The organism is Xenorhabdus aichiensis (assembly GCF_028598775.1).
Classification (GTDB): Bacteria; Pseudomonadota; Gammaproteobacteria; order Enterobacterales; family Enterobacteriaceae; genus Xenorhabdus; species Xenorhabdus bovienii.
In genome coordinates this window covers 68184-93289 of the sequence record NZ_JAQRFO010000004.1, presented here as the reverse complement: position 1 = coordinate 93289, position 25106 = coordinate 68184, and the positions used below count along the sequence as shown (strand labels likewise).

General features: G+C 40.1%; 16 protein-coding genes and 1 pseudogene. 11 read left to right on the top strand and 6 right to left on the bottom strand.

Going from position 1 to position 25106, the window contains the following annotated elements; genetic code table 11:
- The first annotated feature begins 198 nt into the window (after nucleotides 1–198).
- The 10 genes and pseudogenes from PSI22_RS03420 to glnG all read left to right on the top strand — a co-directional run bounded on the left by PSI22_RS03420 (nucleotide 199) and on the right by glnG (nucleotide 17245).
- Nucleotides 199–1773 (top strand): hypothetical protein, encoded by a 1575-nt coding sequence (locus PSI22_RS03420; RefSeq protein WP_273578598.1) that lies wholly within the window; start codon nucleotides 199–201, stop codon nucleotides 1771–1773.
- 68 nt (nucleotides 1774–1841) lie between these two features.
- The gene (locus PSI22_RS03415) at nucleotides 1842–3056 is read left to right on the top strand and encodes a hypothetical protein (protein WP_273578597.1); all 1215 of its coding nucleotides are present in this window, start codon (nucleotides 1842–1844) and stop codon (nucleotides 3054–3056) included.
- Between the two features lie 434 nt (nucleotides 3057–3490).
- Nucleotides 3491–4732, top strand: a complete 1242-nt coding sequence (locus PSI22_RS03410) for a hypothetical protein (protein WP_273578596.1) — start codon at nucleotides 3491–3493, stop codon at nucleotides 4730–4732.
- Nucleotides 4733–4904: 172 nt separating this feature from the next.
- Entirely contained in the window at nucleotides 4905–6458 is a 1554-nt protein-coding gene (locus tag PSI22_RS03405) for a hypothetical protein (RefSeq protein ID WP_273578595.1), read from the top strand.
- Between the two features lie 147 nt (nucleotides 6459–6605).
- A complete protein-coding gene (locus tag PSI22_RS03400) occupies nucleotides 6606–8372 on the top strand; it encodes an RCC1 domain-containing protein (protein ID WP_273578594.1) in 1767 nt (588 codons plus the stop codon).
- 384 nt (nucleotides 8373–8756) lie between these two features.
- Nucleotides 8757–8906: pseudogene (locus tag PSI22_RS03395) on the top strand (glutamine synthetase beta-grasp domain-containing protein); the annotation flags it as partial.
- 822 nt (nucleotides 8907–9728) lie between these two features.
- Nucleotides 9729–12476 (top strand): autotransporter family protein, encoded by a 2748-nt coding sequence (locus PSI22_RS03390; RefSeq protein WP_273578593.1) that lies wholly within the window; start codon nucleotides 9729–9731, stop codon nucleotides 12474–12476.
- A gap of 667 nt (nucleotides 12477–13143) precedes the next feature.
- Nucleotides 13144–14553 (top strand): glutamate--ammonia ligase, encoded by a 1410-nt coding sequence (gene glnA, locus PSI22_RS03385; RefSeq protein ID WP_238125428.1) that lies wholly within the window; start codon nucleotides 13144–13146, stop codon nucleotides 14551–14553.
- Between the two features lie 193 nt (nucleotides 14554–14746).
- A complete protein-coding gene (gene glnL / locus PSI22_RS03380; protein ID WP_370688990.1) occupies nucleotides 14747–15790 on the top strand; it encodes a nitrogen regulation protein NR(II) in 1044 nt (347 codons plus the stop codon).
- Nucleotides 15791–15814: 24 nt separating this feature from the next.
- Nucleotides 15815–17245: a nitrogen regulation protein NR(I) gene (gene glnG, locus PSI22_RS03375; protein WP_273578591.1), complete on the top strand. Its 1431-nt coding sequence runs from the start codon at nucleotides 15815–15817 to the stop codon at nucleotides 17243–17245.
- Between the two features lie 96 nt (nucleotides 17246–17341).
- Here glnG and PSI22_RS03370 read toward each other — a convergent pair whose 3' ends face one another.
- From PSI22_RS03370 to yihI, 3 genes are all read right to left on the bottom strand, one after another.
- Nucleotides 17342–17722: a type II toxin-antitoxin system VapC family toxin gene (locus PSI22_RS03370; protein WP_273578590.1), complete on the bottom strand. Its 381-nt coding sequence runs from the start codon at nucleotides 17720–17722 to the stop codon at nucleotides 17342–17344.
- A 202-nt stretch (nucleotides 17723–17924) separates the two neighbouring features.
- Complete coding sequence (gene hemN / locus PSI22_RS03365) at nucleotides 17925–19298, bottom strand: oxygen-independent coproporphyrinogen III oxidase (RefSeq protein ID WP_273578589.1); 1374 nt, start codon at nucleotides 19296–19298, stop codon at nucleotides 17925–17927.
- A gap of 214 nt (nucleotides 19299–19512) precedes the next feature.
- Nucleotides 19513–20031, bottom strand: a complete 519-nt coding sequence (gene yihI, locus PSI22_RS03360; protein ID WP_038215326.1) for a Der GTPase-activating protein YihI — start codon at nucleotides 20029–20031, stop codon at nucleotides 19513–19515.
- 147 nt (nucleotides 20032–20178) lie between these two features.
- On the opposite strand from yihI, the gene PSI22_RS03355 reads away from it, so the two are divergent.
- Entirely contained in the window at nucleotides 20179–21648 is a 1470-nt protein-coding gene (locus PSI22_RS03355) for a glycosyltransferase family 39 protein (protein WP_273578588.1), read from the top strand.
- Between the two features lie 58 nt (nucleotides 21649–21706).
- On the opposite strand, the gene PSI22_RS03350 is transcribed toward PSI22_RS03355, so the two are convergent.
- The 3 genes from PSI22_RS03350 to PSI22_RS03340 form a co-directional block, all read right to left on the bottom strand.
- Nucleotides 21707–23044 carry an NCS2 family permease gene (locus PSI22_RS03350; RefSeq protein WP_038206792.1) on the bottom strand — a complete coding sequence of 446 codons (1338 nt, stop codon included), beginning with the start codon at nucleotides 23042–23044 and terminating at the stop codon, nucleotides 21707–21709.
- Between the two features lie 161 nt (nucleotides 23045–23205).
- Nucleotides 23206–24411, bottom strand: coding sequence for a hypothetical protein (locus PSI22_RS03345; RefSeq protein ID WP_038194708.1), 1206 nt, complete (start codon nucleotides 24409–24411; stop codon nucleotides 23206–23208).
- On the bottom strand, nucleotides 24408–25097 hold the full coding sequence (locus PSI22_RS03340; protein ID WP_273578587.1) for a hypothetical protein: 690 nt from the start codon (nucleotides 25095–25097) through the stop codon (nucleotides 24408–24410). The genes PSI22_RS03345 and PSI22_RS03340 overlap by 4 nt, the downstream gene beginning before the upstream one ends.
- Nucleotides 25098–25106 lie beyond the last annotated feature (9 nt).

The following is a 25106-nucleotide window of genomic DNA, read 5'->3' as shown; positions in this document are numbered from 1 at the left end:
CAGAACCCTAATTTTTATCTTAAGTAAGAATTTTATGCTGGTGATATAGAAAAGTTATCAGATGATAATTTTTTGTCATTATACTTTTTATATTGATGTATTTATATTGCAAATGTGAAGTTACCAAAGATTGTATAGCAAAAAAACAAATACACTTGGTTAATTATATTTTAAAAATAAAATTTTAGAGGTAATAAAATGGAAAATATAGCAAAAAACCCATTAACAGCATCACTTAATCAACAAGCTGATTTGATAATAGGACAAAGTTTTGTTTTTATCCTTACTTTAACACCAGATGCTCCTTTAACTGGAACTGTCGAAGTTAATTTTACAAAAGCAACTAATATCAATCCACCAACGGGTAATTTGAAATTTACGGCAGTAAAAAATAAGGATGGTAAAATAATAAAATATACCTATGTCACAATGTTAACGGTAAGTGACGCTTTAACTGAACAGGAGCAAATTACTTTTAATGTAGACACAAACCCTTCAATACCTAACATAACAACATTGAAATTTAAATGCAATCTTAGAACAATAAACTCCGATTCATTGGGATTGACTATTGACAATGTTTTTTTAGATACATTTAATTTAGAAAAAAATTCTGTAGAAAATAAAACCAAAGTATCTACGATACTGACAGATATTAACGGAAAGACACTATCTGGTGTTCCAATATATATAGATTCTTTTAGATCAAATAATTTACATGAATGTACTATTAAGGATAATAACGGTAATATTATTACACCACAACAAGTTTATACTTATGATGGATTATTTCTTAATTCTCAATCAGATGGTAGTATTGTATTTTATATCTACCCAGAAAAGTCACTTTCAATGGTGCTTGATTTGAGGTGTTCAGTTATAGACGCCTTTGACTACATCCCAGCAACATCCCCTCTATTTTTTATTAACACGGAACGCCCTAACCCTATGGATAGTCTACGAGAACCCGACATATTAGGGGGATTTCCAGGACCTTTAACTTCTAATACAGGAGAGCCAAATTTTTATGCCTCTATAGATAATTATGATAACAGTAAACGCGGAGATTATATAGTATTTATGATTAAAACTGATAATGATACTACGCCTAAGTATAGTGGATATTATGTTTCTGTTAGTAACCCAAATACAGAACTAGGACAAGGAAAATACTCATACTCTCTGCCTTATGATATTTTTAATATTTCTATTAACTACGAATTTAGTTACATAGTCATTTTTGGGGAAGCAGCTGGTTCGAAAACTTCAAGGCCATACCCTGTGACATATATGGGCGGTGCAATATATAATCCTCCTACAAATGTAACAAGAGATTATGATCTCTGTAAAGTATATACCAGCCTTGGTATTGGTAAAGCAGAGATACAACCTGACACAGGTATTAGTTATGATAGTATAAAAAGATATTTGGACAATCCAAGCACACCAAATACTGGATTATTTGTTGAGGTATTAGGGGGGAATAATATACCAGGAAAAGTTCCACTAAATTCTAAAGTCACACTAAACGTATATATCCAGTCATCAAATTGTAATACCCATAAATCCTGGACCTTACCTATGCCAATAAAGGTCGATAGTCAAGGCATTGCATCATTGTCCTTTCATATTCCCTTTGAATTTCTGAATAAAATCTACCCCTATGATAATGGTGGTCCAGGTAGTATTTATTTTGATTATGAGTTTAACATTGGAAATGAAAAAAATTATGGGGAAATTTGGGAAGGATTGATTGACACACGACCAGAATAAATAATTAATAAAAATTAATCTTGAATTAGCCTAATAAATTCCATTATCACACTAAAAAGAAAACTTACATGAATAGTAATAAAATAAACTTTGAATCATTAAGATTAGATGTGTGTTTTCCATTTTTGGCTGTTCCTAATCTATCTACTCAAGGTGTTGATGGAAGAAAAATTAAGGTTACCGCAAAAGTTCAAGACATATACGGTAATTCTTTACCTAACATTTCCATATTTGTATCTGATTCTATTTCTGGAAATTTAAAGAATGTGAAAATTTATGGTTCAGACAAAAATAAAGAAATTACCCCAGTAAAACAAGATGGTAGAGAAGGATTCTCTATAGAAACGGATAAATGTGGGGATATATTATTTTTTATTCACCCACATCAATCTCTTCCTGTTGTTTTAAACTTATATACAAATATAGTCGACTCAACAAGGTTAATGCCTGCTAAACATAAAATCTTTATCGTTAATAATTCTCTGGACAGCATGAAAATAAAGTTTGATATGCCTGAAATAATTAATTTTTGGGGGGAGTATCTAAAATCAGATGGGAGTGCTAAATTTGAAATTGATATTCCACACTACCCTGGAAAAACACTAGGTGATTACATTCTATTTTTTGTAAATGGAGAATATACGAAATATTTTATTCGAGTAGATAATAATAATGATTCAAGCACCTCAACTGAAATTCCATATGATATTTTCACGAAAAATGTATACTCTAATTTCTTCTATGTTATCATCAGAGGTTTTGGAAATATATTAGAGGAAAAATCTGTTTCATTACCTTTAACTTATAAAGGAGGTGTTATATATAAACCAGTTCCAGTAGTAGAAAGAAATTATGCTGCATGTATCGTATATACCAGCCTTGGTACTGAATCAGATGCTATAATCCCAAATGATAGTTCAATTAATTATGCTGCAATAATGCAATACCCAAATGGCCAGAAAAAAGGATTATATGTTGAAATATTAGGTACTCAAGACCCTAATAGAGAAAAAGATAAAGTCCCATTAAATATTCCTGTAACTTTGAAGTTATATCTAAACTCAATAGATAAGAGTTATGCTAAAATTTATCCAGGAAAAATAAAGGTACAGCCTTCAGGTAGGACATCCGCTGTTATTCATATTCCATTCGATGATGTTAAAGATGTTAAACTATATCAAGATGGTGGAGTAGGTTATATTTACTTTGACTATACATTTTATGACGGCAATGATCAATATGGAGAAATTTGGTCGGCAGAAATTGAAACTGATGATGACTAATGATAATTTCTGGCCTTAACAAAACAATTCATCGGTGTGGTTGTGATAATTGGCAATATTATTATCACAACGAAATAAAATGGGATTATAGATAAAACATATTGCTATCACTCTCTTTGTAACATTGTTTTTTTGTAATTACGACCTTAGTATTAATACTATTAAATCACCATTTGACGTAAAATACACTGTAATTATGAAGTTTTAAAAAATTTCATAATGGTGATTATCATAAGATGATATAGATCTATTACTATAGTAATAGATACATTAGTGATAACTATTTTTCATTATACAATGGGTTATAGATAATTTAGATTAATTGTAACAAACCTACTATGTTATTAACTCATTTAATAAATATAGATTTGCATTAAATTTAAATTTAAATTTTTGTCATTTTATTTTTTAATATATAAATAATAGAGGGAAATATGGTTAATACTGCTAAAGATATCGTGAATCTAAAATCATTAATATTACACATTGATTCTCCTTTTATATCTATTTCTCAATCATCCAATAATAATACAGATGAAATATATACTAAAGTAACAGCAACTATCAGGGATATACATGGAAAGCCCTTAGGTGGAAAAAAGATATTTATTTCTGATAGTTCTAATTCCAATTTAAAAAAAATTAAAATATATGAGTCTAATAACAGAACAGAAATTACAACTGTATCTGAAAAAAACTATGAAGGTTTTTTTGTAAAAGCAGATAAGCAAGGTAATGTTTTATTTTTCATACATCCTATAAAATCAGAGAATTTAATACTTAAATTGTTTTCTCAAATATTAGGAGACACAAAACCAATTCCAGCAGATCATGCAATATATATTGTTGATCATACATTAGATGAAATTCCTGAAAAGTATCCAGAACCAGAAATACTCAACTTTATTGAAGGAGATCTAATATCAGATGGGGAAAGTAAATTTTTAGTCAGGATTCCAGAGTATGACAATGTTCAGGATGGAGATTACATACTATTTATCGTTAATAATAAATATACTGGTAATGTCATTCAAATTTCAGGTAAAAGTTATTTAAGTAAATTTTTTCCATTACCTTATGACATTTTTGAGAAAGAAAAAGATCATTTTTCCTATTTTAGCTATATTGTCATCAGAGCCCTAGGAGATATAACTAAATATAAATCTAGACCATTGACTTTGACTTACAAAGGAAATCAACAAAATCAACCCTGGGCAGATGTTATCAGGATATACGATACTTGCCAAGTGTATTCTAGTTATGGGATTTTTCCTGACAGCATTGTATATGATACTGTTGATGATAATACGATATCTCAATACAAAAAAACTAATGATCTCGCAGGATTATTTGTACAAATAACTGGTACCAATGATCCTAATGACAGCACAAAAGTGGCTCTAGGCTCAGAAGTAACTTTAAATTTATATATTAATTCAAAAACCGGAGTTATTCATTGGTCTCGTACACGCATAATGCCATATGCAGCAGGAAATGCTGGAAAAAATGTAGAATTAATATTTCCAATACCACATGATTTATTGAAAGATCGGGAGTCTTATGAAGATAGATCAAGTATGATTTATTTTGACTATCAAGTTGGGAAAGACACCGATCTTAATGTAACATATGGAAACATTTGGCAAGCGACAATTGACACTGATATATACTCTTAAAAAACATCATTAATACTAGATACAGGGTATGAGAAAATTATATTAATATAGTTTTAAATTATTTTACATAAACTGATATATATTCATACTCTGATTATAAAAATTGATCTAAGATAATGTCCTCATGTCAATATAAGCTATTACATGAATAAAAATAAACATGGTGGTTAATATGCCCAGTAATATGCAACTTTCTCTTCCTAGCGGCTCTAGTGTTATCATAGGCCAACAATTAGCTATTACAGTTACTTTAACATCTGATACATCTATATCTCCTGAGACAGACTTCTATTTAAGTAATAATACAGCTATCATATATATAGACTCCTCTAATATAAAATTGGGTAATGGATTAGGATTGTTTATTGTTAACTTACAAGTATCACCGGAAGTCAATGATGGTGATACTATTACTTTTGATATAGGTTCATCAGATGATAACTTCCCCACAATACCCATCCAATACACAGCCAGGACTCTAGATCATAATTCTTTAATTTTAAAATGGGATTCACATTACATACAGGTTCCGCATAATAAAAATATTCCCCCAAAGGGGAAATTTGTCCGAGCTACAGCATTCGTTAAAGACGAAAATCAAAAATCAATACCTAATCTTTCTGTTGTAATCTCTGCCAACTCTATTTTCAGTTTGGAAAAGGTTAATTTTTATAAATCTGATAATATAAATAAAATAAATGTTTTATCATTTAATAATGATAATGAAATGATCTTAAATACAGATAAAAAAGGACGTTTAATTTTACATGTATACCCTAAAGAATCTCAAGCACTGATTCTTAGTTTGTACACTGAAGTATATGGTGTATCCGGGCAAATAGAATCAGAAGGGGGATTGCAAATTCTTGATAAGAATACACCGGATGATAATGATAAACTGGCAGCTCCAAGAATAGATGGGTTTAATGGAGGTGAATTAAATAATGAAGGACAAACAACATTTCTTGTCAAAGTAGAAAAATATAATGATTGTAGAAGAGGTGATGTCATTCATTTTTCAGTCAATGGAAAATATAATGATTATTATTATACTGTTGAAGATATTAACAATCTTGGAGATTATAAAATACCACTTCCCTATTCTATGTTTCCCATAGATATGACTATTGAATTCGCCTATACCGTTTCCCATAACAATAGCAATATTTTATATTCAAAATCATTAGAATTAACATACTCAGGAGAACCCTGGCCAGCTCCAACTTATTATGATAAATGTGTGGTTTACTCTAGTTTTGGACATGATGACCAAAATAATATTATACAAGAATTTCCCACCACAGAATGCATTGGGTTTAATGAAAATAATGTTGTCAACTGCTATAATATATCTAATTATTATAAAAATAAACATAGCGAGGGGTTATTTGTCCTAATTACAGGAACGAACGATCCTGATGATAAAACCAAACCACCATTAGGAAGCAAAATATATTTAAAACTGAATATCACTGCAAATTATCGCAGTCCTCATAAAACTTACCCTGGAAAAATACCTGAAACACCAGGGCCAGATGGTAAAACCGCTGTCGGAGTAATCAGTATTCCATATAATATTCTTAATGGCTGTGGTCAATATGAAGATTGTCATGCAGGACTTATTCAATTTGATTACCAAGCCACAAGTGACAATGGAACCATCCAAGCAAAATCTTGGAAAGGAAGAATTAGTACAGCTAATGAAGGTACACCGCCTGAATGTTAAATACAATGACATCACCATATAATATATAAATGTGATAATTATTATTCATTAGATAATCATGATATTTTTATTTACATTATTATTTCTTATCTGAACTTAAAACTTTACTTTCTTTTGTATAACTTATATTAATTAAAGGAATGAATTATGATTAATGAAGATGCATTACTGGCTGCACCCATTATCTCTGGAGTTAAAGATGGTGTTTTAGATAAATCTAAAATAGATGATTATATTTCATTGTACGTCCCTAAATACGAAGGAATAAGTAACAAAGACACTATTATTCTTAATTTTGTTAAAGAGTTTAACTATGAAGTTTCAGACCCTCATGGTTTAGCTGATCCTATCTTGGTCGGAAAAATTCACAAAAACGATGTTCCAGCTCAGGAATATGTAGCCTCCTATACTCGTAAACAATACTTTGGTAATGTTGAATACTCGGAACCTTTATATGTAAAAGTTATTAATGGTACATCTTCTCAGCCATCAGACAAAGAACCCTTTATCGTTATGGGTGCTCGTTATGCTGACCTTGCTGTAGCTAATGGGCTTAAAGCACCACAGCGGCTGACTGCTTGGACTAAAGAGGGTAATCCACATCCAGTAACATGGACTTATATAGGTGGAACACCATCATTCACTTCTCCTTTTTCACATATTAATTCCCCATTTTTCTATGATTCTGCTCCGTGGCTCCCCATTTCAGTTCAAGACGAACAAGGTAACAAGCTCAAAATAAACCCAATCAATGTGTTTGGTAATGGTGGTACGCTAGGTCTTCCAAAGGCAGATTTTAACGATCCAATGGAAGAGCAATATCCCTCTGCTTTTGCTGTGCTGCTCAATGACAACACCATGGTCGGTTGGGGAGGAACCTTCGGTAATTCCTATATTCAACCTGGAGTTAAAACCATTACTACAAATGGCCCCTCTTATGCTGGGCTTAATGTGGGTTCAGGTACATTATGGTATCACGGTGATTCTAATAGCTCTAACCTCCCTACTGGTTCCTTTGATGATGTGGGAGCAGGTGGAAATAGCTTTTTTGCTGTCTCGGAAGCTAACCAGCAGATGGAAGCCTGGGGAACAATGGCTGGTATTTATACTTATCCTGGAGATGGGAAGAATGTTTTTGTAGGAAATAGTTTGGCTATTACTATATATAATCCCGGTACGGAACAGATAAAAAGTTGGTGGAGTTCATCAATGGAGAACTGGAATATAGAGCCGCGTTATTCTTCTATTTCGAAACCACGTTACATTACATCAATGTCAACAAGGGGATTCGCCGTTATAGACGAAAGTGGTGATCTTTCTACTTGGGGTGATTTGAGTGTATTTGGCGACTTTAATCCCCCACATCAAGATTTTATACAAGCTGCTTCAATTACTCCCTTTATTAATCACCTTGGGGGGCCAATAGGTAATCACGCAGTTCACCGTGATGGTACATTATATAGTTGGTCGACCACAGGCTACAGCTTCGATGGCGACTCATTTAGTAATGGAGTAGATATAGCAACCACTAAACAAAAATTTCTTATGCCAGGAGGCACCCCTCCACATGGCAAAGTATATTGGGCTGGAGTGCAGAATTATAACGACGGCCCAGTGTACGAGGAATTTGTAGCTCTCAAGGATGTGGTTCAAATAACTTGCTCAGCTAATGCATCTGCGGCATTACGTCAAGATGGTACCGTATTAACCTGGCAAAATGCTGAACCTAGTAGCGTTAACTTTATACCCCAACCTGAAATAAAGAATGTAAGGGCCATCTACGCAACAGGGACAGCATTTCTTGCTCTGACAGCAGATAACAAAGTCCATACCTGGGGTGGCTCTGATGGTGGTGGAGATAGTAATGAAATACAAGCACTATTACAGGGTAAGCTGACCTACTATATGGATTAAGATGATATCTGATACCAGAATAATAGTTAGTTCACTCTAAACCAGAAGGCGCAATCAACGTTGATGTTATATGACAGGTTGCGCCTTATTGCTTACATATATTGATCAAACGCTCAACTGCATCATTAGGGTGTAATTCTGTTTTCTCCACTCCCCGATTTGGGGCAAGTATATTTAAAAACTATCCTCTTTCCCCGTGATTTTTTAGTCACCAAATAACAATATATTGATATTAAATAATTTCTTAATGTTGGCACACTTTTCGCTTTTCTCTATGCAACACCGGTTTTATAAAAATTGATCATCCAGAAATGCCCCTTTAAGATAAAATGACATCCTTCTTGCATCGTTCTATCAGGCTGACGTAACCCAGGAGAATTCAGTATGTCCATTAAGCAGATTTTATCCATGATTGAAGAACATCAGGTGAAGTTTATTGGCTTACGTTTTACCGATACCAAAGGTAAAGAGCAACATATCACCATCCCAGCCTACCAGATTGATGAAGACTTCTTTGAAGATGGAAAAATGTATCATTTCGCCTGCCTTTGAGGTCATTTTCAGATATTCTTGTCAGATTGAGTAATAATATATTCGCCTGAATTTCCTGTCTGACGCCTTTCTCAGTATGTGAATGAAAATCCTCAATATCTAATATTGATTTGGAAATTTTATATAACTCATCTATATTCCATCGTTTATGATACTTAGCATGACTTGATAGAGCATTTAATAACTGATGTAACCACGTTCTAAAATAACGACGGGATTTTCTCCCAGATGGATACAATATCTTTATTATTTGACTGTCACTTCTAAAGGGTTAGAGGTATCTATAGCCTAATGGCTTCCTTAATCGAATGCCATTGTCCGGCGTACAACCCCGTAATAATAAAAATCATCAACCAGATTTTGACAGGTGGTTGCATGTGGTGCCTTCCTTTATTTTAAGGGAGAGAGGAAAACCTGATTCAGGTGAATAGTAACTTGGTCTGACACACAATTTGATAACTACCAAAGTAAACTTGAACGAAGACACATTATCAGTAACCAGGCAAGCCGCATAGCGGCTTGCCTATAATTCAATATACAATTAAATATTATATTTTATGCAAATCAACACATTGTATGCCACGCTTAAAGATATTCACATCATCCGGCTACCAGATACAAATGTTGCATATATAGAAATTGCTATAATACTGATACATGTACCACATAAATTAGAACGAGTTGCACACCCACTACCCAAATAATGAGTTTCAAGCACAATTATATTGGCTGCGGGTAGTAATAAACATCAGGTGCTTAGCTCCCTGACTTAAACGAAACACAGGTTATTTAGGAATTCCTCTTATGAGAATATACAGATACGCTGTATTGCCAATAGCCCTTAAAGTGGCTTTATTTTTTCCTGGAATGAGCGTTAATGCAATAGCGGCCTCACCATGTAAAACCACAATTTCCGAAGATAGGACAGAACCCTGTAATCTCTCAAATGGCGAAAATCTTACTATCGATAAAGGCGTATCAATTGATATCCCCCTAGGGCCGCCAGAACAATCATATAAATATGGTCTGAAATACAATGCTGTCAATGTCGGCGGTAGCAATAATATGGCTCCGGTTACTTCCGTCGATCACATTGAAAATAACGGAATTTTGAAAGGAGAAAGTGGAGTCACAGTAACTTACAGTGGTTCTGTTGAAAAGCTGCTTAATCATGGAACCATAAGTGGAGTGAACGGAGCCATATGGGTTTCTGGTCATATGAAGATGCTGGATAACTATGGCTCAATCAAATCCATAGGTGATGATCCTAAGAAGTTACTTAATTCAATAATGATCCAGCAGGCGTTTGACTCAATTAATAATGGTCAATACGGACGAGTAAATACCATCCTGAATCAGAAGGAAGGATCGATTTATGGGATATCTGTTACAACGGCAGTACTTGAGACTCTTGATAATTATGGAATATTGTCTCAGAGGAGTATTTCCAACCATACTCACTCAACGTTTACTATCGAATCTGGCAGTAATGCCGGCACTTTCAATAATTATGGAATAGTGACTGGATCCAAAGCCATTGTTATTAACAAAGGAGGTTATCTCGAAAACCTCAATAATCAGTTTGGGAGCAAAGGAATAACTGCCGATGAGGATGCCATTCAGGTCACTGGGCAAGGCATGGCTTCATTGGATGTGAATTCCCCGATCAGGCCGTCCAAAATTAAACAGATTACCAACGCTTCCTCCATACGTGGAAAGCGAAATGGTATTTATATCGACGATAAAGGTGTTATTGATACCATCACGAATCTGGATACAGGCGTGATACAAGGGGATCAACATGCTCTATATAATGCTGGCACAATTACTAATGGTATTCACAATTTCGGTTCGATCACTGGCAATGTCGAGCTTGAAAGCGCCAGCCTTTATCTGTATGGCCCGAAGGCAATCCTTAAAGGCGATGTCTCTGGAACGAAAGATTCCGTTGTTACGATTGGGGGTAACCGCTCTACTGCGGAAAATCTAGACCTGACATACACCCACGACATGAATGTCGGAATTGTTAAGATATTATCGGGAAGTAAGTTACGTTTAGGCGACGGACATACATCGGGAAAGATTTCCAACAATATAGATAATGAGGGAGATCTTTATTTCAACCGTAGCGATAATACGACAATTTCCGCTTTAAATAACAGTGGTAGAGTCGTGGTTGGCGGAGATAACAACGCTGTAGGGCGTATGCTGACGATTACGCGTGATTATAGTGGTAATAACGGTACGGTGGTTTTATCGACTGTATTGGGAGGTGATAACTCAAAGACTGACAGACTTGTGCTGAAGGGCAGCACATCGGGTACAACTCATCTCGTGATCAACAATGTCGGTGGAACGGGTGCACCAACAGATAAAGGTATCAAAGTTGTTGATATGCAAGGTGCATCGGGCGGAAATTTTCGTTTGGTTGGTGACTATAGTTATAAGGGTGATCCAACTATTGTAGCGGGTGCTTATGCCTACCGTCTTTATAAGAATGGCACCGACAATTCAGATGAAAACTGGTATCTGCGCTCATCGTCGGGCGGTTCAAAACCCGCATACCAGGCAGGCGTTAGCGTTTACGAGGCTTATGGACGCATGTTGCAGATTCTGAATGCACCAGAGTCCTTGCGTGACCGAACCGGAGGACGTAAGGATCGGGTGCTTGGCATAGGTGAGTTCAGAAGCCCCGCTGGCGAAGACAGCACAGACGATAGTACAAGCCAGATACCCAATGGGGTATGGGGGCGAATGACCGCCACTTACGGTAAATTGTCGCCACGTGTCTCTACATCCGACGCGGATGCAACCACCTATAATATGTTCCGTGCTCAAGTTGGCATGGACAAACGTTTTTATGAAAATAACCAAGGTTCAGTCACGGGCGGTATTTTCCTGCAATATTCGAATATTGATGCAAATGCCGGCTCTGTGCATGGTGAAGGTAACATTCGTGCAAATGGTTATACGCTGGGTACGACAAGTACGTGGTACGGCAAGAACAAGTTTTATTTGGATGGCCTAGCCCAGATGACCTACTTTGACAATGACCTGAATTCAAAGACTGCTGGCCGGTCTTTGGGAAATGGTAAATCCGCGCTAGGGTATGCATTGAGTCTGGAAGCAGGACAAGAGTTTGACTTAAATCAGGCATGGTCATTGACCCCACAAGCACAACTCGTGTTCTCTTCCATAAATATGAATGGATTTCATGATCCGTTTGGAGCCAAAATCCATTTTGACCGAAGCGAAAGTCTGAAATTTCGCGTAGGCACGACGATAGACTATCGTCAAAAAGCCACACATTTATATGGTTTTTTCAATATTAATCAGGAGGTTTTGGGGCGTAATGACTTGACTAACGTCGCCGATGTTGCCTTTATCAGTGGCAATGACCGAACTTGGGGGGACGGGGGGGCGGGAGGTTCCTATAGTTGGGATAATGGAAAATCTTTCGTCTATGGTCAGGCCTCAGCCAACACCAGCCTGAATAATTTTGCAGACAGCTACGAGTTGAAGGCCAAAATCGGCATAAAGACGACATGGTGATTCAGTCAGTACCTGCCTCTGGAATTAACAGAAAACCGTGGGAATGATGTCCCACGGTGAGAGTTTTCAAAGCTTTTATATGAGCAAGAGAAATGTCTCTGGTTAAGGTCATATAAGTTCTCAGTTTATCGCGTATCTGATAATACATTGATTTTACAATCTTTACGGCTGTAGTACTAAGCATAAAAATGGCTCTTTGAAGCCGCACAGATTTTTAGGTACATCAGGCGCAGAACCCATCGAGGCGCAGGCAGCCTTGCCTATAATGACGCCGGATAGATTTATGCAAGCCAGCCATACATCAAAATGAGTATTGCAAAAACGGAGGTAACCATAGATTTTATACTCTCACACATCAGTCAAAATGGTCTGCACTTCCCTTATTTTTCACCATAATGGTGCAAATTTGTTTTTTTGCCCACCAATTTCACTAACTTAGTGCAATTTTACTTAAAACTTGACTGTGATCTCTTCGGTTTTTACCCACCAACCCACTCATCTGCTGATCTTAAAGACTTTTAAAAAGTTGGCACGCTTTTCGCAGTACTCATAAGTATCAATTTTATAAGCATTGACCCTATACAGAGACACATCATCAGCCCATTAGATAACGCCGCATGTTCCTTGCTCCGTATTATCAGGCTGATGTCAACCAGGAGAACTCAGTATGTCCGTTGAACATGTTTTGTCCATGATTGAAGAACATCAGGTGAAGTTTATTGACTTACGTTTTACTGATACCAAAGGTAAAGAACAACATATCACCATTCCTGCCCACCAGATTGATGAAGACTTCTTCGAAGATGGCAAAATGTTTGACGGTTCATCTATCGGTGGCTGGAAAGGGATCAATGAATCCGACATGGTGTTAATGCCAGATCCAACGACCGCAATGCGAGATCCTTTCTTTGGTGATGCCACACTGATCCTGCGCTGTGACATCCTGGAACCCGGCACCATGCAAGGTTATAGCCGTGATCCGCGTTCTATTGCCAAACGTGCGGAAGATTTCCTGCGTGCAAGCGATATTGCTGATACGGTCCTGTTTGGGCCAGAGCCTGAGTTTTTCCTGTTCGATGACATTCGTTTCGGCAGTTCCATTTCGGGTAGTTATTACCATATTGATGATGTTGAAGCCGCATGGAACAGTGGAACACGCTATGAAGGCGGTAACAAAGGCCACCGTCCGGGCATCAAAGGCGGTTATTTTCCGGTTCCTCCCGTGGACTCCTCTCAGGATCTGCGTTCAGCCATGTGTCTGACAATGGAAAAAATGGGGCTGGTGGTTGAAGCTCACCACCATGAAGTGGCGACCGCAGGCCAGAATGAAATCGCGACCCGCTTTAATACTATGACCAAAAAAGCGGATGAAACCCAGATTTACAAATATGTGGTGCACAATGTGGCCCATTCATTCGGTAAGACCGCAACGTTTATGCCAAAACCGCTGGTAGGCGATAACGGCTCTGGTATGCACTGCCACATGTCGCTGTCCAAAAATGGCACCAACCTGTTCGCAGGTGATAAATATGGTGGCCTGTCCGAACTGGCGCTTTACTACATCGGCGGCGTAATCAAACATGCCCGTGCATTGAATGCCTTTACCAACCCAACCACCAACTCGTACAAACGTCTGGTACCGGGTTTTGAAGCACCAGTGATGCTGGCTTACTCAGCCCGTAACCGCTCTGCTTCCATCCGCATTCCGGTTGTGGCAAGCGCCAAAGCCCGCCGTATTGAAGTGCGTTTCCCTGATCCGGCCGCAAACCCTTATCTGTCCTTCTCTGCCCTGCTGATGGCAGGTCTTGATGGCATCATCAACAAAATCCACCCTGGCGATGCGATGGACAAAAATCTCTATGACCTACCAGCAGAAGAAGCTCAAGAGATCCCAACCGTAGCCTCTTCTCTGGATGACGCGTTAGCCGCTCTGGATGCAGACCGGGAATTCCTGACACGTGGTGGTGTTTTCACTGATGATGCCATTGATGCTTATATCAAATTACTGCATGGTGAAATCGAACGCGTACGCATGACGCCACATCCGCTGGAATTTGAACTGTATTACAGTGTGTAATGCCTGATGGCATTACAACTTTCCTTTTTTGTTGCCGTGAAACTTTTGGCCCATCTTCGGATGGGTCCTTTTCCCGCACGTTTGCGACGGCAGATGACACTTGATGAACAAATCACAGACTGAACGGAGAGACTGCTCGATTTATGTCTGAATAAGGTACAATGCACCAAAAAAGTGCAAAGGTTGGATGACGATGGTTGATTTTCCCAAAGCAGAACACATACTCGACTCACTGATTAACAGTGTCTTGGTACTGGATAACGATTTGATTATCCGCTATGCCAATCATTCCGCCATGCAACTACTGGCACAAAGTACGCGTAAATTATTCGGCACTCCCCTTCCGGTACTATTCAGCTATCTCTCACTGGACACAGAATTGATGCGTTCCAGTTTGATCAGGGGTCATGGTTTTACCGATAACGAAGTGATATTGGTGATCAATAATCACTCTCATGTGATGTCGCTCAGTGCCCAACCCATTTCCGAACAGTTTATTCTGCTGGAACTCGCTCCTATGGATAGCCAGCGTCGTTTAAGCCAAGAGCAGATACAACAGGCACAGCAGGCGGCTGCGCGGGAATTGGTTCGGGGGCTGGCGCATGAAATAAAAAATCCCCTTGGCGGGCTGCGGGGAGCGGCTCAACTGCTCGCAAAAGCATTGCCCAATCCCGCCTTGCGGGAATATACCCAAGTGATTATTGAGCAGGCTGACAGGCTGCGCGCCCTCGTTGATCGATTGCTGGGGCCACAGCATCCGGGAACCCGGATCAGCCAGAGCATCCACCATGTGGTTGAACGAGTCTATCAGTTGGTATCACTGGAAATGCCCGCTAATGTCACTTTGATCAAGGATTATGATCCCAGCCTGCCAGAACTGGCGCATTATCCTGATCAAATTGAACAAGTTTTACTGAATATGACCCGCAATGCACTACAGGCCTTGGGGGAGAAAGGCGGAACGATCACCCTGCGAACCCGAACCGCGTTCCAAATCACCTTACATGGTGAACGCTATCGTCTGGTAGCCAGAATTGATATTGAAGACAACGGCCCGGGCATTCCTCCCAACATTCAGGATACGCTATTTTATCCCATGGTCAGTGGGCATGAAGGAGGAACTGGACTTGGGTTATCCATCGCCCGTAACCTTATCGATCAACACGCTGGCAAAATCGAATTCACCAGTTGGCCGGGTCACACGGAATTTTCCATTTACCTGCCTATCAAGAAATAACCGAGCAAGAAATAGGGGAGAATAATGCAACGAGGAAAAGTCTGGATCGTTGATGATGACAGTTCTATCCGCTGGGTACTTGAACGGGCGCTGAGTGGCGCAGATCTGGAGTGCATCAGTTTTGAAAATGCCGATTCCGTGCTGACGGCACTCTCACAGGACTGCCCAGAAGTTCTGCTGTCGGATATCCGCATGCCGGGTTTGGATGGCCTGAATCTGCTTAATCAGATAAAACAGAGCCATCCACAGCTTCCCGTCATTATCATGACGGCCCATTCCGATCTGGATGCTGCCGTCAGTGCCTATCAACAAGGCGCATTCGATTATCTGCCAAAACCCTTCGATATTGATGAAACTGTCGCATTGGTTGAGCGAGCATTGAGTCATTACCGCGAACAACATCAATCATCGCGCAATCCGCAAGTAGCAGCCTCTGTTTCTGAGATGATTGGGGAAGCCCCCTCCATGCAGGAGGTATACCGGATTATCGGCCGGCTTTCTCGTTCCTCCATCAGTGTCTTAATCAATGGTGAATCGGGAACGGGAAAAGAGTTGGTCGCCCACGCGCTGCACCGCCACAGCCCACGAGCTTCATCCCCTTTTATTGCCTTGAATATGGCGGCGATCCCGAAAGACTTGATTGAATCAGAACTGTTTGGTCATGAAAAAGGCGCTTTTACGGGCGCCAATCAAGTCCGACACGGGCGTTTCGAGCAAGCTAATGGCGGCTCGCTATTCCTAGATGAAATTGGCGATATGCCGCTGGATATCCAGACTCGCTTACTGCGAGTTCTGGCGGAAGGGCAGTTTTATCGGGTGGGTGGCTATGCACCGGTAAAAGTTGATGTGCGCATTATTGCCGCCACCCACCAGAACCTTGAACAGCGGGTGACGGAAGGTAAGTTCCGCGAAGATCTCTACCATCGCCTGAATGTGATTCGTGTTCAATTACCCCCTTTGCGGGATCGCGTGGAAGATATTCCCCGTCTGGCCCACCATTTTCTGCAACAGACTGCCAAAGAATTAGGCGTTGAGGCCAAGGTGCTGCATCCCGATACCGAAATCGCCCTGATGCGTCTGTCATGGTCGGGGAATGTCCGCCAATTGGAGAATGTCTGCCGCTGGCTGACAGTGATGGCAGCCAGCAAAGAAGTGCTGGTACAGGATTTGCCTGCCGATCTGATTGAGAGCCCTACAACGGAACAAATCGGCAATCTTCCCTCCTCCCGTTCTGCACTGCCTGAACACTGGCCGCGACAATTGGCTGAGTGGGCACAGAACGCCTTAAAAGAGGGACGCACTGATCTCCTTTCCGATGCTTTGCCGTTGCTGGAGCGTACCTTACTCAATTGTGCGTTGGAATATACAAACGGCCATAAACAAGAAGCCGCACGTTTGCTGGGATGGGGAAGGAATACGATTACCCGGAAATTGAAGGAGTTGGGGATCGAGTAATTATTAATTTACTGGCTCAAATCAGACCGTTTCACATTATTAGCTTTGGTAACCAGAATATCCAGCTCTCAGGTAAAAATCTCTCAGTAATAGACGCTATCTATTACTGAGTAAGTATTCTGATAGATCAATGAATTGCGTTAATATTGCTTCATCGTTCGTTATTAATATCATGCCTTCATATCTGGCTTGAGCTACCAACATAAGGTCGAAAGGATCTCGGTGCTTTACCTTTGGTAATTTGTAATAGCTAAGAGAGTGCTCTATCGTTACCACCAGTGGCAAAAAACCCACTTCATTTTGTGCAACATCCGCTATAACTGTTGGCTCAAAAGAATAATCATTCCTATCAAGCCTGCTTTTTATCGCTATTTCCTGAATACTGACAGCACTGAAATAAATTTCATTGGCCGTATTCCTCAGCAAATTATTGACTTCTTTTTTCAGTTTCGAAGGATCAGCAAAATACCACAGCAAAATACCACAGCAAAATATGAGTATCTAAAAGGTAACGCATTACGATTAATCTTTCCCCTCAAACATAGAGAGAATTTCACGATCATATTTGGCAAACTTTAACCAATTTTTTGGCAAATGTTAATCTAATTGAGTCACCTGAAGTATAACGAATCAGGCCAAAAATTCGACTCAGCAGTAATAAGACAATAAATATAATTCCTCATATCACCCGTGAAAACTGCCGCCGACGCATCTGATTACGCAGGTAGCTATCAAAGCACATGCAGACATTACGGATCAACAAACGTCCTTTTGGCAATACCTGAATCTGCTTCTCCGTGATATCTACTAGCCCATCTTCCACTAGCGGAGCCAACAGTTGCAGGTCTTCGGCAAAATAGTCGGCGAAATTCAGCCCATAACGCTGTTCGATATCCGCAAAAGTCAGCCGAAAGTTGCAGATAAGATCTTTGATCACATCACGGCGAATACAGTCATCCTGTGTCAGCACTAAACCACGCCACAAAGCATGACCCTGTTCTTCCACCGCCGCGTAGTAGATTTTGAGATCTTTCTGGTTCTGGGAATAACTATCGCCCAACATGCTGATGGCAGAAACGCCCATGCCCAATAAGTCACACTCTCCCTGAGTGGTGTATCCCTGAAAATTGCGGTGCAAAACACCTTCTCGCTGGGCAATCGCCAGTTCATCATCAGGGCGGGCAAAGTGATCCATTCCAATAAACTGATAACCATTGCCCGTCAGGGTAGCAATGGTGTCCTGCAAAATATCTAGCTTCTGTTCTGCGCTTGGTAAATCATGCTCCTTGATTTTACGCTGCGCCGCAAACAAGTCCGGCAGGTGAGCATAATTGAACACACTCAGGCGATCAGGAGACAACGCCAGCACCCGCTGCAATGTAAAGGCAAAACTCTCTGATGTCTGCTTCGGCAGGCCATAAATCAAATCAATGCTGGTAGAAGTAAAACCCGTTTCGCGGGCGCGATTGACCAGTTCGAAGATAAAATCCTCATCCTGCTCACGATTGACCAGATGCTGCACTTCCTTATTAAAATCCTGTACTCCCATGCTCAGGCGGTTAAAACCCTCATGGTGCAGATGGTTAATCACATCCAGCTCGATCTCACGTGGATCAATTTCAATAGAAAGCTCGGCTTCCGGCAGAAAATCAAAGTGGCTACGCAGCACCGACATCAATCGGCTGATCTGTGTTTTATCGAGATAAGTTGGCGTCCCGCCACCCCAATGCATTTGGCTGACTTTCCGCTGGGAGAATAATCTGGCTCGTGCCGTGATTTCTTTTTCCAGAATATTCAGATAGTCATCTGCCTTATGCTTCTGGCGAGTGACCAATTTATTGCAGCCACAGAAATAACAGAGCTTGTGGCAAAACGGAATATGAATATAGAGAGAAAGTGGGCGATCGGGGTAACGCGCGGCGGCCTGTGCAAAAGCAGTATTATCGTACTGCTGGTTAAACTCCAAAGCTGTTGGGTATGAAGTGTAACGAGGCCCTGAATAGTTGTATTTCTGGATCAAAGGTAAATCCCAAACAATGGTTTGCTCTGACATACTTATTCCTTCCGTTGTTTTCGCTCCCCGAAACGCAACGCTTTTACCGAATTGCAGCGCTGTGTTCCGATGGCACGACTCAACCGATTTTTACGTCTCAATAGCTGCCATAGTTTACCCAATAACCACAATAAATAACATACTAATACTGTGGTTATAAGTAGGGTTATCAGAATGAATCTACCTTTATGATCGCGACAAATTTATGCTGGGATTACTTACCCTTCAGCAACTGCATGATATCTTCTTTCTTCTCTTCTTCGCTGTCATCTTCTTCCAGATTAATGCCCAGCTCTTCCATCAACTCATCAATACGATCAAGTTTCTCGTCAACATAAGCATTTTCTTCCTGAGATAGCTCTTCACCCTTCTCAAGACGTACCAGCAACTCATCCAGATGCTCATCCTGTTCCAGCATTGCCAGCTCTTCCTGTGGTGACAGACGCGGCTTCTGGCTGGCTTTCGGTTTTTCCACAACCGGTTTTACCACGACTTTTTCGCCAATAATCAAAGGAACCGGAACCTTACTGCCGATACGCGGATCTTGCCCCGGCTTGTCTCCAGAACGATTCTTGTTACTGTCATTACCGTGATTACGGTTGCCAGATGGGTGACCACTGTGTTTTTTCTGGCGTTTACGCTCACGCCCTTCAGCATTCAACTCTTCGCGGCTTTTTCTTTTTTGCTTACCAGCCGAAAATTTCGCTGGTGACTTTTTCTTTAACTGGTTCATAGCTTGTGACCCTACTCGCTTAATCAGAATATTTTTCGCGGAATCTAACAGAAACCACCTATAACATCCAATGTCATTCACTAATTGTTCAAAATTCAGCTAATATTCTACGGAACTTTAACTCAATCAATATGATCATTTGCCGCTATGCGTTTTTTTGATACTTCGTCTTATCGCATGCCGTTGTTTCTTTGGATCACGGGCTATGCGCTTTTGTGGGTAATCGCAAGCTACTCACTCGACCCCACTGTACCTTATGATGCTGTAGAAGCCTTGAATTGGGGGATGAATGGAGAGTGGGGCTCACCCAAAAATCCGTGGCTGGTGGGCACAGTGATGCTACCTGCCATTCACATCAGCACAATTTCCTTCAGTTTTTACTGGTATTTCACCCACTTTGTTGCCATTGCCATCGGAATGCTGGGTGTCTGGCGATTAGCCTTCCGGTTGACAGGTAAAGTTGAACTGGCGTGGCTTGCCATGCTGACACTGAATCTGTCCGGCATCATCAACTTCGATATCATTCCTTATAATGATAATTATCTGTTAGTCATGCTCTGGCCGTGGGCACTGCTATTTTTCCTGCGGGCCATTGACGATCATCCCAAATGGTGGCTGGCATTCGCCCTCACCACAGGGCTGGCAACAATGGGGAAATATTCTTCACTTTCTATCATTGGCTCCGTCTTTTTGCTCTCTCTGTTCGTACCCAAAGTGCGCCGTAGCTATAGAGAGCCCCTGTTTTATCTCGCTATCGCACTCTGGTTCATGCTGATATTGCCCAACGGCTGGTGGCTGGTGCAGAACGACTTCGCCGCGTTTAAATGGGTAGATTCCCAGATTCAGCAAGGGTTTAATCTGCATACCACGCGCGCGGTACTTTCCGTGTTCTATCCCCTGATTATCGTTAGTACGATTATTTACCTGTCAGGCGGACGGATTGGCTGGCCGAAACAGCAATCCAATGCGCTGGTCAATATCGTTATCCTACTGCCCCTGCTGATTATTTATGGCTGGTTTTCCTTCAATCAGGGCGGGCGAATGACCGAATGGCTACAACCATTTATGACGGTAGCACCCGCGCTGCTCGTCGGTTCACTGACGGTACTCCCCCGCAAACCCCTGAAAAATACATTGCGGGGTTTGGCAGTCTTTGCGGTATTGGTTTGGGTTGGCTATGTCAGTGTGATGATAGCTAATGCCCGTGGTGCAGGGCAAAAGTTCGCGGGTATAAAAACGTTCGCCAGCCAACTGGATCAGCGCTGGAATGAACTTTACCCGACCCCATTACATTATGTTGGCGGTGAATATCTGCATCAATGGCTGACGTTTTACAGTCATTACCGCCCAGAGACAATACAGCCTTGGGAGTTAGGTAATGGCGAGCCCCCTAATGTGTATAATCGCCATATCAAAGAGAGCAATATTGTGAAAGAGGGGGCGTTATTGGTGGGAGAGAAAGGTAAGAGCTGCGAACAAGAAAACTTCCAGTCTACACTCAAGCAATGGCCAGTGTTGGTCATCAGCTACAAGGAAGAATTCTCCTTCCAGCCACAGCCGAGTGCCAAAACTGAAACCGTCTGTATCGGTTTCATTGCCCCTGAAAATAATCAGTAACGATAACTAAAAAAAGCCTGGTAGTGAATACCAGGCTTTTTCTTATCATCCCTGCTATTTAGTGAGCATCGACAAACGCCATTTTCAGCACAAACAATAATGTCACGACGATAACGCAAGGACTGATTTCACGCCATTTCCCCGTTCCCAGTTTCATGGCGCAATAAGCGATAAACCCCAGCGCGATACCTTCTGTAATAGAGAAACTGAATGGCATCATGACCGCAGTGATAAAGGCGGGAACGGATTCAGTCAGATCATTCCACGTCACCCGTGTCAGGCTCGATGTCATCAAAACCCCCACATAAACCAGCGCTCCCGCGGTGGCATACGCCGGAACCATACTAGCCAGCGGGGAAGCAAACATCACCAACAGAAACAGCATACCCACCACAATAGCAGTCAGCCCGGTACGCCCGCCAACAGAAACCCCAGAAGAGCTTTCGATATAGGCTGTCACCGAAGACGTTCCGACATAAGAGCCCGCTACCGAGCTGATGCTATCCACATACAGCGCCTGCTTCATGCGAGGAAACTTACCACTACTGTCTGCAATACCCGCTTTATCCGTCACACCAATCAACGTACCGGAAGAATCAAACAAATTAACCAGCATGAAAGAGAAAATCACGCCGGACAATGCGATATCCAACGCACCTTTGACATCGACATTTCCGACAACGCTCATCACGCTTGGCGGCAGGTCAAAAATACCGTGATACTCCACATAACCCATCATCAGGCCGATGACGGTTGTGACGACAATGGAGACCAGTACGGCGGCATGAAAATTACGCGCTGCCAAAATGGCAATGATAAAAAAGCCCAATGTTCCCAGCAGGACATTATGGGAAGCGAAATTGCCGATTGAGACGATAGTGTCTGGATTTGGCACGATAATGCCCGCATTTTTCAGCCCCATCATGGCGATAAAAAGCCCGATACCGCTGGTGATACCGACACGCAGGCTCAAAGGGATATTGGCGATCATCCAATAACGGACGCGAAAAATGGTGAGGATCAACAACCCTACCGCACCCCAGAAAATCGCCCCCATCGCGACCTGCCACGAAATCCCCATCGCCCCGACGACGACAAAAGCGAAAAACGCATTCAGCCCCATTGCAGGCGCAACAGCAACAGGAAGATTGGTCATCAACCCCATCATAATGCTGCCAAATGCGGCAATCAGGCAGGTGGTAACAAATACGGCTTTGATATCCATTCCCGCCACCGCCAAAATTTGCGGATTGACAAAGACGATGTAAACCATAGTCAGAAAGGTTGTAAACCCGGCGATCATTTCGGTACGAACCGTCGTGCCATGTTCCTCTAACTTAAACACGCGCTGAAGCAGACCCTGTTGATTTGCAGGGCCAGAATTGAGTGTGCTCATATAATATTTATTCCCAAAAAACGAAGTTTTCGACCTATCCTACAGGAAACTTATTCAAATCGTTACCCTGAAAAGGTAAAAAAAGTAAACGATTGCGGCAAGCATAATCAATGAGTTAAATAACATAATGATTTTGTGGGGATTCATTGGCAGACATTATTTTATTCGCTATTTTTCCCATTCATCTTATGCCATGCCAAAAAGCAATGTAGTTCCTTAAGATAATTACTGTAATACTGGGTATTTAACATAAAGAATACCAGTAAGAAATTCACGACAATAATACACAAAGAGACATTGCTGTAATCCAGTATGCCAGTAACGAATTTTAAACCTATCAACGAAGCCAAAAGAACAATAAAGAGATAACGAGCTAAAATTAACATTTTGAAACCCAATGAAATTCCTCGATGTGTCAGCAAGATAGAAAGACTGACGAATATCACGGCAACCACCACAGAGAAAAACGCGACGGGGATACCATTTTCATTATCCAGACCAGATGCCAACATAAATATCGCCATGACATAAGCTTTCGCCAGTAAGATAATGGCAAACAGTGTCATAAATAACGCGTTTTTCGATACTCCGAAATTCAATAGATGCTGATATTTATTTAGTCTTTTCTCGGCCAGCAAAGTACGATCGTTCTTTTCCACTCTTTGATTAAGCTTGTCGCTTTCTTTGAGAGTAGTGTTGAGGTTGGTATTTAGCACACTATATTGCCAAAACATGTTGAAAATAGGGGTTTTCGGCGAGTTCTTCTGAGACTCGATAGTATCAGTATCGCCTTCGATTATCCCAACAAGCTGTCTTCTCAAAACATAATTTTTGGTTTTGAACCACAGAGTTTCTGTCATGGCTTGGGAAAAAACCGAACTGTTAATAATGACTCGATTTGAAAAAAAATTGAAAAATACAATGGTTAACAAATACCATTCATGGTTCATATAATATATAAAGTAATCAAGCAGAAGAATAGCAATTGCAGAGATAATGCTTAATGTATTCAGTATATTTAGGGTTTTTAAAGCAAAAAGATTTCCTCTATAGCCATAAAATGTCGATAGAAAGATTATCGAAAGAATAAACATACTGGCGGAACGACGGAACCCCGCAGCATCAGAGGATAAATAAAAACCATAAAATACAGTAACTAATATCACATAAGAAACGAATATCAGTATGGGGAATAATGCCAGTAATATATTTGCTTCTGCGGAATGTCTGATATCGACTCGATCTTTGAGTCTGACAAAATTCGGATCATCAATTAATGAACTATCATTATTTTTAGCTTTATTATCGATATTTTGATACAATTTAATTATTTTACGAAAATGGTGATTAGTTAATATCGAGTTCATATTGTATTTTCCTGTTTTTTTCTTTTTCCATCTCTTATTTTTTTACGCTTTTCCAATTTCATAACCCTTGAATACTCCCTTAACTGCTTCTTATTAAATCCTTTTATCTTATCCAGTTCATTATTAAAAATAACACGCTCAACTCTGACGCACATTTTAGCCCATATAAAACCAGAATAATATTCACCATTCAATATTAATTTGATAAAAAAACAACATAACGCTATAGAAAGAAAATAAAAAAAATCAGAGTCAGACACTCCACTCAAATAAGATATAGATAAACTAAAAAAGAATACAACAGTATTTGTATATTTTTGGATAACAGGACCATAATAATACCCACTCAAAGTAAGACCAATATGAGAAAATGAAATAAAAGCACTAATTATTAATGACAAAATAAAAGAAAATGCTTTTATTTCATAACTTGGATTTCCTATTAATAAACTAGGTATAGCTACCGCTGCACCTGAAAAAAAAGCCATATAAACTATAGTAATGAAAAATATTATAAAACCTATTTTAAACCGACCAGGATAAGAAAAATATTTATTATAACTAAGATCATTCAAAGTAATATTTTCTAGTAATGGATCAGTATTCTGTATTTTTGCTTCCAGATCCTTAGTTTTAACCAAGAGTTTTTTAAACTCTGTGTTTAAAACAAAATATTTTATATTCATATAGTCGTT

Coding starts and splice junctions, on each gene's coding strand:
- PSI22_RS03420 (WP_273578598.1), top strand. CDS start 199: ATGGAAAATATAGCAAAAAACCCATTAACAGCATCACTTAATCAACAA.
- PSI22_RS03415 (WP_273578597.1), top strand. CDS start 1,842: ATGAATAGTAATAAAATAAACTTTGAATCATTAAGATTAGATGTGTGT.
- PSI22_RS03410 (WP_273578596.1), top strand. CDS start 3,491: ATGGTTAATACTGCTAAAGATATCGTGAATCTAAAATCATTAATATTA.
- PSI22_RS03405 (WP_273578595.1), top strand. CDS start 4,905: ATGCCCAGTAATATGCAACTTTCTCTTCCTAGCGGCTCTAGTGTTATC.
- PSI22_RS03400 (WP_273578594.1), top strand. CDS start 6,606: ATGATTAATGAAGATGCATTACTGGCTGCACCCATTATCTCTGGAGTT.
- PSI22_RS03390 (WP_273578593.1), top strand. CDS start 9,729: ATGAGAATATACAGATACGCTGTATTGCCAATAGCCCTTAAAGTGGCT.
- glnA (WP_238125428.1), top strand. CDS start 13,144: ATGTCCGTTGAACATGTTTTGTCCATGATTGAAGAACATCAGGTGAAG.
- glnL (WP_370688990.1), top strand. CDS start 14,747: ATGGTTGATTTTCCCAAAGCAGAACACATACTCGACTCACTGATTAAC.
- glnG (WP_273578591.1), top strand. CDS start 15,815: ATGCAACGAGGAAAAGTCTGGATCGTTGATGATGACAGTTCTATCCGC.
- hemN (WP_273578589.1), bottom strand. CDS start 19,298: ATGTCAGAGCAAACCATTGTTTGGGATTTACCTTTGATCCAGAAATAC.
- yihI (WP_038215326.1), bottom strand. CDS start 20,031: ATGAACCAGTTAAAGAAAAAGTCACCAGCGAAATTTTCGGCTGGTAAG.
- PSI22_RS03355 (WP_273578588.1), top strand. CDS start 20,179: ATGCGTTTTTTTGATACTTCGTCTTATCGCATGCCGTTGTTTCTTTGG.
- PSI22_RS03350 (WP_038206792.1), bottom strand. CDS start 23,044: ATGAGCACACTCAATTCTGGCCCTGCAAATCAACAGGGTCTGCTTCAG.
- PSI22_RS03345 (WP_038194708.1), bottom strand. CDS start 24,411: ATGAACTCGATATTAACTAATCACCATTTTCGTAAAATAATTAAATTG.
- PSI22_RS03340 (WP_273578587.1), bottom strand. CDS start 25,097: ATGAATATAAAATATTTTGTTTTAAACACAGAGTTTAAAAAACTCTTG.